10 protein-coding genes are annotated in these 11,873 nt (G+C 72.5%); 6 read left to right on the top strand and 4 right to left on the bottom strand.

What is annotated here, in order from left to right; all coding sequences use genetic code 11:
• Window positions 1-230: 230 nt before the first annotated feature.
• Complete coding sequence (locus tag ACIOJE_RS06320; protein WP_400773700.1) at window positions 231-1,319, bottom strand: ThiF family adenylyltransferase; 1,089 nt, start codon at window positions 1,317-1,319, stop codon at window positions 231-233.
• A 324-nt stretch (window positions 1,320-1,643) separates the two neighbouring features.
• Here ACIOJE_RS06320 and ACIOJE_RS06315 point away from each other — a divergent pair, with 324 nt between their 5' ends.
• Window positions 1,644-2,303 carry a M48 family metallopeptidase gene (locus ACIOJE_RS06315; RefSeq protein ID WP_280676285.1) on the top strand — a complete coding sequence of 220 codons (660 nt, stop codon included), beginning with the start codon at window positions 1,644-1,646 and terminating at the stop codon, window positions 2,301-2,303.
• 74 nt (window positions 2,304-2,377) lie between these two features.
• Here the strand turns inward: ACIOJE_RS06315 and ACIOJE_RS06310 are convergent, their stop codons facing one another.
• Both ACIOJE_RS06310 and ACIOJE_RS06305 read right to left on the bottom strand, forming a co-directional pair.
• Window positions 2,378-2,965, bottom strand: coding sequence for an NUDIX hydrolase (locus ACIOJE_RS06310; RefSeq protein ID WP_400773696.1), 588 nt, complete (start codon window positions 2,963-2,965; stop codon window positions 2,378-2,380).
• Entirely contained in the window at window positions 2,962-4,515 is a 1,554-nt protein-coding gene (locus tag ACIOJE_RS06305) for a zinc-dependent metalloprotease (RefSeq protein ID WP_400773693.1), read from the bottom strand. The genes ACIOJE_RS06310 and ACIOJE_RS06305 overlap by 4 nt, the downstream gene beginning before the upstream one ends.
• A 199-nt stretch (window positions 4,516-4,714) precedes the next feature.
• Here ACIOJE_RS06305 and ACIOJE_RS06300 point away from each other — a divergent pair, with 199 nt between their 5' ends.
• The 4 genes from ACIOJE_RS06300 (at window position 4,715) to ACIOJE_RS06285 (ending at window position 8,078) form a co-directional block, all read left to right on the top strand.
• The gene (locus ACIOJE_RS06300; RefSeq protein WP_400773691.1) at window positions 4,715-5,863 is read left to right on the top strand and encodes an NAD-dependent epimerase/dehydratase family protein; all 1,149 of its coding nucleotides are present in this window, start codon (window positions 4,715-4,717) and stop codon (window positions 5,861-5,863) included.
• A 200-nt stretch (window positions 5,864-6,063) separates the two neighbouring features.
• Entirely contained in the window at window positions 6,064-6,504 is a 441-nt protein-coding gene (locus ACIOJE_RS06295) for a molybdenum cofactor biosynthesis protein MoaE (RefSeq protein WP_280676277.1), read from the top strand.
• A gap of 242 nt (window positions 6,505-6,746) precedes the next feature.
• On the top strand, window positions 6,747-6,920 hold the full coding sequence (locus ACIOJE_RS06290) for a hypothetical protein (RefSeq protein WP_400773688.1): 174 nt from the start codon (window positions 6,747-6,749) through the stop codon (window positions 6,918-6,920).
• Between the two features lie 42 nt (window positions 6,921-6,962).
• Window positions 6,963-8,078 carry a PDZ domain-containing protein gene (locus ACIOJE_RS06285; RefSeq protein WP_280676273.1) on the top strand — a complete coding sequence of 372 codons (1,116 nt, stop codon included), beginning with the start codon at window positions 6,963-6,965 and terminating at the stop codon, window positions 8,076-8,078.
• Window positions 8,079-8,096: 18 nt separating this feature from the next.
• On the opposite strand, the gene ACIOJE_RS06280 is transcribed toward ACIOJE_RS06285, so the two are convergent.
• Complete coding sequence (locus ACIOJE_RS06280; RefSeq protein ID WP_280676271.1) at window positions 8,097-8,678, bottom strand: PPA1309 family protein; 582 nt, start codon at window positions 8,676-8,678, stop codon at window positions 8,097-8,099.
• Between the two features lie 190 nt (window positions 8,679-8,868).
• Here ACIOJE_RS06280 and ACIOJE_RS06275 point away from each other — a divergent pair, with 190 nt between their 5' ends.
• Entirely contained in the window at window positions 8,869-11,826 is a 2,958-nt protein-coding gene (locus ACIOJE_RS06275) for a UPF0182 family protein (RefSeq protein WP_280676268.1), read from the top strand.
• Window positions 11,827-11,873: the final 47 nt, after the last annotated feature.

The raw sequence follows: 11,873 nt of genomic DNA, 5'->3' as shown, positions 1-11,873 counted from the left end.
GGCCCGCGCCCTGCCCCCAGGCAGGGCGCGGGCCATGGGCTCACCTGGCCATGGGCTCACCTGGCCATGGGCTCACCTGGCCATGGGCTCACCTGGCCATGGGCTCACCTGGCCATGGGCTCACCTGGCCGGGCGTCCGCCCGGGGTGCCGTGGCTTCGGGTCGGGCGGCTGCCGAGCCTCGCAGCCGCCGAGCCGACGCCCCGGCACGTTCCGCTCGTTCTCCTCCTCCCTACCTCGGCGGCAGCGGTTGCCAGAGGCACCCGCAGTCCGGATGCCCGCGCAGGCGTAGACGCCGTGGCATCCCGTCGCTCGCCGACACCTCGCACCACCCGTCCACGCTCGGCGGCCGCCCGCCGTCCAGGTAGACCTGGACGTGCAGCGCCGCCAGCCCGGCCACCGTCGTCGCCAGCGCGGTGTCGCAGGCCGGTGTGCGCGCCCGGCCGGGCCCGCCGTCCGCCAGCTGGGCCAGGACCCGGGGCCAGGCGGCGTCCTCGTCCTCCCGGCGCAGGACCAGGCAGTGTCCGCACGCCGACACCCCCGGCAGCACCAGGGGCCCGATCACCCCGAACTCCTCGACCACTCCCACGTACAGGTGCGGCACCCCGGCCCGGAGCAGCAGTCGGGCCTCGTACGTCCCACCGGCGAAGGCCCCGCTCCCGTCCCTGGGCGCGAGCACCACGAGATCGGGTGGCGGCCCGTCGGCCTTCCGCCGGGGCACGGGCACCAGTGGCCGGGCCGAGGCTCGTTGCACCACTTCCCGTGCGGCCGTCGACCGCAGCCGCCCGACGTCTCCCGGAGGCAGCCCCGCGGGGGAGCAGTCGCCGGGGCGTACCCGGCCGCCGTCCACGACGGTGACCGCGCCTGCTCCGCCGGCCGCGAGTACGGCCGCCACGGCGGTCCCCACCCGGCCCGCGCCGCGGACCTCGATCCGGATGTCGGCCCGCCGGGCCAGGATCGCCGGTGCGGCGCCCGGGCCGGAGTGGACCAGGGAGAGCGAGGCGAGGTCCGGCCCGAGCATGTCCCGGTGGGGTTGGGGGAAGCGGGCCAGCGCCGTGTCGGTCGCCTCCGCGTCGTCCAGTAACCCGGTCTCCTCCAGGTCGGTCAGCAGTGCGTCGGCGGGCTCCCGGCCGAGGCCGATCCGCTCGCCGGCCTCCAGGAGCTCCGGCCGGTCGCGGGTTCCGTCGACCAGGCCGAGGAAGTCGCAGAGGGTCTTGTCGGCCTGGCCGAGCACCCCGGCGTAGCGGGTGACGGTGCCGAACTGCAGGGTGTCGGAGTCCCGCCAGCTGCGGGACAGGGCGGGCTTCAGGACGAGGCGCACGGCGATCTCCTTTCCGATCGTTTCCGGACGGCTGACCGCAGCATGCCCTATCGCGCCGACGTCGTGCGCAAAGTTATCCACAGGCGAAGGTCCATGATCACATCATCTGTTCGTGGGCCCTGTGGATAACTGCACATCCCCTCCGATGTCGGTTTCCGGACACCCTCCGTCGACTTTTCGTTCCCGATCACTCCACGAAAGATTTCGGCCACGGCAGCGGACTTCTGTCAGGGGTACCGGGTAACGTCGTGTGCCATGGCAGCCGAGCGGGACTCCCATCCATCGGCGTCGCGTCGGCGTGCCCGTGCAGCGTCCGGGTCGCAAGTGGCGGCGCCCAGCACGCGTGGGCGCCCGGACCAGGATCAGCAGTCGAGGCCCGCGTCACCGCAGCACTCACCCGCCGCGCCCGCGCCACCGGAGCCGCACGACCGCGGTCGGGTGGAGGTGCGCCGCAGCGCCCGCCGGAGCCGCACCGTCTCGGCCTATCGCGAGGGCGACCGCACGATCGTGTTGATCCCGGCCCGGATGTCGCACTCCGAGGAGCAGCGCTGGGTCGCGCAGATGCTGGAGAAGCTCGCCGCCCAGGAGAGCCGCCGGATCCTCGGGGACGACGCGCTGATGGAGCGGGCCCGCGGCTTGTCGGCCGCCTACCTGGGCGATCGCGCCCAGCCCGTCCAGGTCCGCTGGGTCACCAACCAGAACTCCCGCTGGGGGTCCTGCACCCCCAGTGAGGGGACGATCCGCCTCTCCCATCGCCTGCAGGGCATGCCGGAGTACGTGCTCGACTACGTGCTGCTGCACGAACTCGCCCACCTGCTGGTGCCGGACCACGGACCGGCGTTCTGGGCCCTGCTGGAGGCCTACCCCCGCACCGAACGGGCCCGCGGCTATCTGGAGGGCGTGGTCTCGGCGGCCCGGTTGCCGCACATCCCCGGCGCCCGGCACGCCGACCGGGGCGCCGACCCGGCCTGCTCCTGCGGTTGACGACCGGTCGTGCGTGGGAACGACGAGAGGGGGCGCGGGCCGATAAGGCCCGCGCCCCCTCTTGGTGTCTCACCTCAACTGGTCAGCCGGCGTGCCCGGGCCACCAGATCCCGCACCGAGTGGTCGGTCAGCTCCGGCAGCCGGTCGTAGTCGAACCAGCGCAGGTCCAGCGACTCCTCGCTGATCAGTGCCTGCGCACCGGGCGGTGCCACCGCGATGTACTGGACGTCCAGGTGGGTGTTCTCCGGCTTGTCCTTGCCCGTGCAGCGGACCAGGTGCCGGTCCAGCTTGGCCGGCACCGGGGCGCCGTCCACCTCCAGCAGGACCAGGTCGGGGATGCCGGACTCCTCGACGGCCTCCCGCAGCGCGGCCGACGCGAGGTCGCGGTCGTCGGGCTCGCAGTGCCCGCCCATCTGCAGCCACATGCCGACCTTCGGGTGCAGGGTGAGCAGCACCCGCCCGGCCGCCGGGTCGACGACCGCCGCGCTCGCGGTGATGTGCGCGGGCAGACAGGACCGGTACAGACCCTCCGGCTGCTCGGCCAGGTGCGCCAGGTAGTCGCGCCGCAGCCGCTCCTGTTCCTCCTCGGCGGGCCGCCACCCGGTCAGGGCGCGGACCGCGTCCGCGTGCAGGGCGGACGCCCCCGTGTCGGTGACCGTCATGCGCTGGGCTCGCCCTTCCCGTCGGTGCCGCCGTCGTCCTGCTTCGGCTCGTCGCTCTTCGCCGGCCCGTCGTTCTTGGTGAGGTCCGGCTTGGCGGCGGTGCCGCCCGCGGCGGCCTCGCCCAGCAGCTTGTCGATCGCGTCGAAGTCGAGGCCGCCCTCCAGGTCGTCGGCGCCGCCCCGGTGCACGAAGGCGTCCGGGTCGTCCAAGTCGGCGGCGGTGGGCAGCATGTCCGGGTGCTGCCAGAGCGCGTCGCGGCCCTCGATGCCGCGCGCGTCGGCGAGCAGCGCCCACAGCCGGGCGGCGTCGCGCAGTCGGCGCGGGCGCAGTTCCAGGCCGACCAGGGTGGCGAAGGTCTGCTCGGCGGGCCCGCCGGCGGCCCGGCGGCGGCGGACGGTCTCGCGCAGCGCACCGGCCTGCGGCAGGTGCGGCTCGGCGGCGGCGTGCACGACGGCGTCGACCCAGCCTTCGAGCAGCGCGAGCGCGGTCTCCAGGCGGGCGAGCGCGGCCTTCTGCTCGGGGGTGTCATCGGGCTGGAGCAGCCCGCCGGCCAGTGCCTCCTGGAGCGCCTCCGGGTTGCTCGGGTCGAGCTGGCCGACGAGCTCCTCCATCCGGGAGGTGTCGACCTTGATGCCGCGGGCGTACGCCTCGACGGCGCCCAGCAGGTGGGCCCGCAGCCATGGCACGTGGGCGAAGAGCCGCTGGTGGGCGGCCTCGCGCAGGGCGAGGTAGAGCCGGACCTCGTCGGTGGGCACGTTCAGGCCCTCGCCGAACTCGGCGACGTTCTGCGGCAGCAGCGCGGCCTTGCCGGCCGGGGCGAGCGGCAGGCCGACGTCGGTGGAGCCGACCACCTCGCCGGCGAGGGCGCCGATCGCCTGGCCGATCTGGGTGCCGAACATGGCGCCGCCCATCGAGCGCATCATGCCCATCAGCGGGCCGGCCATGGCCTGCATCTCCTCGGGCAGGACGCCGCCCATGGCGTTGCCGACCCGCTCGGCGACCGGGTCGACGAGGTCCTTCCAGACCGGGAGGGTGGCCTCGATCCACTCGGCGCGGCTCCATGCGACGGCGGTGCCGGCGCCGGAGGGGAACTCGGTGACGCCGTCGAGCCACAGGTCGGCGAGCCGGACGGCCTCGGCCACGGCGGAGTGCTCGGCGGCGCTGACCGAGCGGTCCTTGCTCTTGCCCTCGGCGGGCTCGGCGACGACGGTCTGGCGGGCGATGTTCTTGGCGAGGTCCCAGTTCACCGGGCCGCCCTCGAACGAGAGCATCTGCCCGAGCTGCTGGAACGCGGCGCCGAGGTCGTTGGGGTTGAGGCCGCCGAACATCGCGGCGAACGGGTTGTCGCCGCCGGGACCGCCCGGGGCCCCACCGGGCATGCCGAACAGCGCGCCGAACGGGTTGCCGGCGCCGAAGCCGAACGGCTGCGCGCCGCCCTGGTCGGAGCCGCCGGAGCCCTGGTCCTGCTTCTTCTGCTCGTCGTCGGGCTTGGCCTTGCCGTCCTCGGGCTCCTCGGGCGGAACGCCGAATCCGAAGGGAAGGTCGCTCACGGGGTCCTCGATCCGGTCGGCCGTCATGCGGGTGTGGCGGGATGTGCTGCCCGCCCGGGGCAGCGGCGGAGTGGGGGCTCGTGGGCGGCTCCCACGCGGCAGGCCCGCGCCGGGTGCACCGCCGGGCCTTCGCCTCGGGCAGGATGGACGTACGTGACACACGTCCGTACGCACATAAGCTAACCGTGGAGGATGGCCGGTGAGTTCCCCGCCTTCGGACGTTCGCTCTGGGCTGACCGGAGGAGAGGACGCCCCGGACACCACGGCGTCGCCGCCTCCAGCCTACGGCGGACGGCCGGTCACCGTGGCCGTCACCGGTGCCGCCGGCGTGCTCGGCGAGCGGGTCGCCGCCCGTCTGGTCGCCTCGCCGCACGTGCGCAAGGTGCTGGCGGTGGACGACCGGCGCGGCGACGTGCCGGGCGTGCAGTGGCGGGTGCTGGACGTGCGGGACCCGGCGGTGGCCGAGCGGCTGTCCGGGGTGGACGTGGTGGTGCACCTGGCGATGGACTTCGGCATGGAGTCGGATCCGCGCGCCCGCAGCGCCTACAACGTGCGCGGCGCGCAGACCGTCCTGACCGCCGCCGCGGCCGCCGGGGTGCACCGGGTGGTGCTCTGCACCTCCGCGATGGTCTACGGCGCGCTGGCCGACAACGAGGTGCCGCTGGCCGAGGACTCCGAGCTGCGGGCGACCGAGGAGGCCTCGCTGGTCGGGGACCTGCTGGAGATCGAGCGGCTGGCCCGCCGCGCGCCGCGCGCCCACCCGGGGCTGCAGGTGACGGTGCTGCGCCCGGCCGTGGTGGTCGGCCCCGGTGTGGACACCGTGCTGACCCGGCACTTCGAGGCGCCGCGGTTGCTGGTGGTGGCCGGTTCCCGCCCGTGCTGGCAGTTCTGCCACGTGGACGACCTGGCGGCGGCGCTGGAGTACGCGGCGCTGGGCCTGGTGGAGGGCGAGGTGACGGTCGGCTGCGACGGCTGGCTGGAGCAGGAGGACGTGGAGCGGCTGTCGGGGATCCGGCGGATGGAGCTGCCGGCCTCGCTGGCGCTGGGCACCGCGGCCCGGCTGCACCGGCTGGGCCTGACCCCGGCCCCGGCGGGGGACCTGGCCTACACGATGTATCCGTGGGTGGTGTCCGGCAGCCGGCTGCACGAGGCGGGCTGGCGTCCGGCGCACACCAATGAGCAGGTGCTGGCCGAGTTGCTGGGGCAGGTGGCCGGCAAGCACGCGGTGGCCGGGCGCCGGCTGGGCGGCAAGGAGGCCGCGACCAGCCTGGGGGCGGCCGGGGCGACGGTGGCGCTGGTCGGTACGGCGGCGCTGGTGCGCCGGGCCCGCAAGCGGCGCCGTTTCTGAGGCCCGCGGTTCCGGGACGGACGTCGGGCGGCCCGCAGTTCCGAAGCCTGCCGTCCCGAAGCCTGCCGTCCCGAAGCCTGCCGTCCCGAAGCCCGCGGTGCCGAGGCGCCCGGCCGATGCTTTCTCGCGATGCGGAATCGCGGGATCGTGATGCGGAAGCCACTTGCCCCAAACCACCCGGGATGGGGAATCATGGGGGCATGTCCGAGAATCACGACCCCATCCGCCTGCTCGCCATCCGCGACACCCCGCTCTCGCTGGACGAGGTGTACGAGGCGGTGGGCGACGACGCGGCCGGCGGTACGACCGTCTTCGTCGGGACGGTCCGTGACCACGACGGCGGCAAGTCGGTCACCGCGCTGGAGTACAGCTGCCACCCCACCGCCGAGCAGGAGATGCGCCGGATCGCCGAGAAGGTCGTCGCGGACTTCCCGGTGAAGGCGCTGGCCGCGGTGCACCGGATCGGCCGGCTGGAGATCACCGACAAGGCGGTGATCGTCGCCGTGTCCTGCGCCCACCGGGGCGAGGCCTTCGCGGCCGCCCGCCGGCTGATCGACGACCTCAAGCACGAGGTGCCGATCTGGAAGCACCAGGTCTTCACCGACGGCGAGGAGGAGTGGGTCGGCGCCGGCAGCTGCTGACCCGGCCTCCGGCCGGCGGTCCGCATGCGGAGAGTCGCCACGTGCACACGTATCGCTACGATCATGCCAGGCGCGCCGGGCTCTCACTCGAACGGGTCCGGGCCGGTGCTCCGAATACTCCCTGGCAGTGAGCCGATCGGCCCTCCCGTAACCCGGACGGCGCTGCCCGCGTTGTCCGCCGGAGTGGTTAATCTGCTCGTAGACACGACGAGCTGGGAGTTGATATGGGTGCGCTCGCCTGGTTGATCATTCCGGTTGTCGCCGTCCTGCTCGCCGCGCTGTGGGCGGGCTGGGCCCAGCGGGCCCCGAGAGTCACGGGGGACCCGGCCTCACTCGCCGAGCACCGGCGGTTCATGGCCGCGATGGAACGCACCACCGCCGGGAGCGGCGCCCAGGGGGACGGTTCCGGCCGGTAGCCCGGGGGGCGCTCGCTCACCGGCGTCCCGTACTGTCGAGGCATGCCACGCCGCTCCGCGACGATGCTCGCTGCCACCCTGCTGCTCATAGCGCTGCTCTGCGTCTCGGTGCTGATGAAGGTGCCGTACACGGAGATGAGCCCGGGGCCGACGTACAACACGCTCGGCAACCAGGGCGGCAAGCCGGTGATCACCATCACCGGGCGCGAGTCGTACCCGACCACCGGGCACCTCAACATGACCACCGTCCAGGTCACCGGGGCCAAGTACGAGCCCAGCCTGGTCAACGCGGTGGTCGGCTGGCTGCGCGACGACGTGCTGGTCGTGCCGCACGGCAACGTCTACCCGAAGGGGCAGACGGACGCCGACGCCAAGAAGCAGAACGCCGAGGAGTTCGCCTCCTCCGAGGACAGCGCCCGCACCGCCGCGCTCAACCAGCTGGGCGTCCCGGTGGGCAATGAGCTGATCGTCAAGTCGGTCACGGCCGGGGCCCCGGCCGAGGGCCGGCTGCACGCGGGCGACCAGATCGTGGCGGTCGACGGCGCGCCGGTCAGCACGGTCGAGCAGGTGGTGGCCGCGGTCACCAAGCACAAGCCGGGCGAGTCCGCGGTCTTCACCGTGGTGCCGCGGGTCAAGGACGCCTCCGGCAACGGCGGCGCGAACCCGGGGAGCCGGACCGACGTCACCGTCCCCACCGTGCGGGCCAAGGACCTGGACCCGAAGGCGCCGGCCGAGCGGGCGGAGCTCGCGGTGGTCGGCATCGGCACCGCGATCCGGCACACCTACCCGTTCCAGATCGACATCGGCCTGCAGGACGTCGGCGGGCCGAGTGCCGGGCTGATGTTCTCGCTCGGCATCATCGACAAGCTCACCCCGGGCGGCGACATCACCGGCGGCAAGTTCGTGGCGGGCACCGGCACCATCGACGACGACGGCAAGGTCGGCCCGATCGGCGGCATATCGATGAAGCTGATCGCCGCCCGGGACGCCGGCGCCGAGTACTTCTTCACCCCGTCCTCGAACTGCGCCGAGGCGACCAAGAGCATCCCGTCCGGGCTGACCCTGATCAAGACGGACACGCTGGACGGCGCGCTGAAGTCGCTGGAGCAGATCCGCTCCGGGCAGACCTCCGCGCTGCCGTCCTGCGCCGCGAAGTAGCGCCCCGCGGGGGCGCGGCTACGAGAAGGTCGCGAGCAGCGCCTTGGTCAGCCCGGGCACCAGGTCCGGGCCGGTCAGCACCTCGCGGGCGGTGTCCTTGGAGCGCAGCCGCAGCGCGATCTCCCGCTTGCCGTCGCGCAGTACGGCGGCGGTGATCCGCACCTCCTCGCGCTTGGGGTGGTTGGCCACCCACTCGGCGAGCTGGGCGTCGCTGGCGTTGCGCGGGCGGGACTGCTCGGCGCCGGGCGGCAGCATCATCCGCTCGACGACGAGGGCGCAGCCGGCCACCGCGTCGGGCCAGGCGATGGTGCCGAGGAACTTGTCCAGCTCCATACCGGCCGGCAGTTCGTCCTGCTCGACCGGGGTGAGGCCGGCCGTGTCGTCGTCGCCGAGGCCGAGCTGGGCGGCGATCTTCGGGTCGGCCTTGCGCAGGGCGGAGCTGTCCACCAGGGCGAACAGCCGGGCCGGGAGGTCCCAGCCGAGCGTGGCGGCGTACTCGTCGATCTCCAGCGCGGCCCGGGTGAGCGGGGTGGCGGCGGGGAGCTTGGAGACGTCGTCGGGGGAGCCGGGGGAGTTGAGTGCATTGGGCGCGTCGGACATGCCCCAATCCTCACACGTCGGGCGGGGGCGCGGGCGCCGGGCGCCGTCCGAGGGGCGGGGAACGGCCGGAGCGGGGAACGGTGTAGTAACCGTCTGCTAACGGTGGGAACTCGGCCAAAGCCTGGTTAAGTTTCCCTGAAGACCAACCGACTCCAGACGACACAGCTGAGGTGCCACCGTGGTATTCCAGATGCCGGAACGCTCAGGGCCGGGTTTCCGGCGCAGGGTAGGCCCGCCCTCCCGGCGGGCGCGGGTGGCCCTGCTGACCCTGGGCGTGCTCGCGGTGCTGTTCCTGCTGTTCGTCATGTTCGCCGGGTTCTGGACGGACTGGCTCTGGTTCAGATCCGTTCGCTACTCGTCGGTCTTCACCACCCAACTGTGGACGAAGATCGGCCTGTTCGCGGTGTTCGGCCTGCTGATGGCGGTGATCGTCGGCTTCAACATCTGGCTGGCGCACCGGCTGCGGCCGCCGCTGTCGGCGATGTCGGTCGAGCAGCAGAGCCTGGACCGCTACCGGTCGGGCCTGGCGCCGTTCAAGCGCTGGGCGCTGATCGGCGTCTCGCTGGTGATCGGCCTGGTGGCGGGCGCCGCGGCGTCGGGCCAGTGGCGGACCTGGCTGATGTGGACGAACGCGACGTCCTTCGGCGAGAAGGACGCCCAGTTCGGCATGGACGTCTCGTTCTACGCCTTCGACCTGCCGTTCTACGAGTTCCTGCTGGGCTTCGCGTTCAGCGCGGTGATCGTCTCGCTGCTGACCTCGGCGCTGGTGCACTACCTGTACGGGGGGCTGCGGCTGCAGGGCCCGGGCCGGCGGGCGAGCGTGGGCGCGCAGGGGCACCTGGCGGTGCTGCTGGGCGTGTTCGTGCTGCTGAAGGCCGTCGCGTACTGGCTGGACCGGTACGCGCTGGCGGTGAAGACCGGCTCGTACAAGGGGGTTTCCGGCTGGACCGGCCTGCGGTACGTGGACGCCAACGCGTTCCTGCCGGCCAAGACGATCCTGTTCTTCGTCGCGATCATCTGCGCGGTGCTGTTCTTCCTGACCCCGGTGCGCCGCACCTGGGCGCCGGCCCTGATCGGGCTGGGCCTGATGGTGCTGTCGGCGGTGCTGATCGGCGGGCTGTACCCGGCGATCGTGCAGCAGTTCCAGGTCAAGCCGAACGAGCAGGCCAAGGAGACGCCGTACATCCAGAAGAACATCGACGCGACGCGGCAGGCGTACGGGATCGCCGACGCGCAGACCACCCAGTACAGCCCGCAGGCGGCGACGACGGCCGACGCGCTCAAGCCGGACGCGCAGACCATCGCCGACATCCGCCTGCTGGACCCGAACATCGTCTCGCCGACCTTCCAGTCGATCGAGCAGCAGCGCAGCTACTACGCCTTCCCGAACACCCTGGACGTGGACCGCTACGGCTCCGGCACCGACAAGCAGGACACCGTGATCGGCCTGCGCGAGCTGGACCTCAACGGCGTGCAGCGCAACTGGATCAACGACCACTTCAAGTACACCCACGGCTACGGTGCGGTCGTGGCCAAGGGCAACCAGGTCAACGACAAGGGCCAGCCGGTGTTCACCGAGTCCGGTCTGCCGGCCACCGGCGCGCTGGGCGACTACGAGCAGCGGATCTACTACGGCGAGAAGACGACCTCGTACTCGATCGTCGGCGGCTCGAACCAGGAGATCGACTACACCACCGAGACCGGCGAGAACAAGCAGTACCAGTACACCGGCAACAGCGGGGTCTCGCTGGACAACCCGATCACCCGGGCCGCGTACGCGGTGCGCTTCGCCGAGCCGCAGATCCTGTACGCGGGGGCGATCACCGACGGCGCGAAGGTGATCTACAACCGGACGCCGAAGGAGCGGGTGGAGAAGGTCGCCCCGTGGCTGTCGATCGACGCCGACCCGTACCCGGTGGTGCAGGACGGCCGGGTGGTCTGGGTGCTGGACGGCTACACCACCTCGGACGGCTACCCGTTCTCGTCGAAGACGACGCTGGGCACCGCGACCAAGGACTCGCTGACCAACCAGCGCGGTGAGCTGCTGACCGTCGCCAACCAGGTCAACTACATCCGCAACTCGGTCAAGGCCACGGTGGACGCCTACACCGGCGAGGTGAAGCTCTACCAGTGGGACGACCAGGACCCGGTGCTGCGGACCTGGATGAAGGCGTTCCCGGGCACCGTCGAGCCGAAGGCGGACATCCCGGCGGCGCTGCTGCCGCACCTGCGCTACCCGCAGGACATGTTCAAGGTGCAGCGCGACCTGCTCGGCCAGTACCACGTGACCGACTCCAACTCCTTCTTCAACGGCAGCGACATCTGGCAGATCCCGGTGGACCCGACCAGCGACACCAAGCAGGTCCAGCCGCCGTACTACCTGACGGTCCGGATGCCGGACCCGGCGGTCACCTCGGCGAGCTTCTCGCTGACCACGACCTTCGTGCCCAACGGCCGGGACAACCTGGCGGCCTTCATGGCGGTCGACGCCGACCCGGGGCCGGACTACGGGAAGATCCGGATCCTCAAGATCCCGGGCGACAGCAAGACGCTCGGGCCCAACCTGGTGCAGTCGCAGTTCAACTCCCGGCAGGAGGTGGCCTCGCAGATCTACGCGCTGAAGAGCGGCGGTGACGCCGAGCTGGAGTACGGCAACCTGCTGACCCTGCCGGTCGGCGGCGGGCTGCTCAACGTCGAGCCGGTGTACGTGCGCGGACGCGGCGCCAAGTACCCGACGCTGCAGAAGGTCCTGGCGGTGTACGGGAACGACAACGTGGCGTTCGAGAACACCCTGGAGGACGCGCTGAAGAAGGTGTTCGCCGGGGCGGCCCCGCCGACCACGCCGACCGCGCCCTCCACACCAAACACCCCGACGGCGCCGACCAGCCCGACGACGCCCACGTCCCCGACCACGCCGGCGCCGGGCGGGACGATCTCGCCCGAACTGCAGAAGGCGCTCGGGGACGCGGAGAAGGCGTACAACGACAGCCAGACCGCGTTCAAGAACGGCGACTGGGTGGCCTACGGCAACGCCCAGAAGGCGCTCGGCGATGCGCTGAAGGCGGCCGACGCGGCCCGCGGCGGTGCCCCGGCGGCCGCCCCGAGCGCGGGCGCGACCCCGACCGGATCGCAGAGCCCGCACCCGTAGCCCGCTGAGCTGCGACAACCGATTCCTGTTCCACCCCGCGCCCGTGC

Origin of the sequence: Kitasatospora sp. NPDC087861, from assembly GCF_044742585.1 — a bacterium.
Lineage (GTDB): Bacteria > Actinomycetota > Actinomycetes > Streptomycetales > Streptomycetaceae > Kitasatospora.
Note: the sequence above shows the minus strand (reverse complement) of the source record. Positions and strands in the feature narration are given on the sequence as shown.

Coding starts and splice junctions, on each gene's coding strand:
- ACIOJE_RS06275 (WP_280676268.1), top strand. CDS start 8,869: ATGCCGGAACGCTCAGGGCCGGGTTTCCGGCGCAGGGTAGGCCCGCCC.
- ACIOJE_RS06285 (WP_280676273.1), top strand. CDS start 6,963: ATGCCACGCCGCTCCGCGACGATGCTCGCTGCCACCCTGCTGCTCATA.
- ACIOJE_RS06310 (WP_400773696.1), bottom strand. CDS start 2,965: ATGACGGTCACCGACACGGGGGCGTCCGCCCTGCACGCGGACGCGGTC.
- ACIOJE_RS06295 (WP_280676277.1), top strand. CDS start 6,064: ATGTCCGAGAATCACGACCCCATCCGCCTGCTCGCCATCCGCGACACC.
- ACIOJE_RS06280 (WP_280676271.1), bottom strand. CDS start 8,678: ATGTCCGACGCGCCCAATGCACTCAACTCCCCCGGCTCCCCCGACGAC.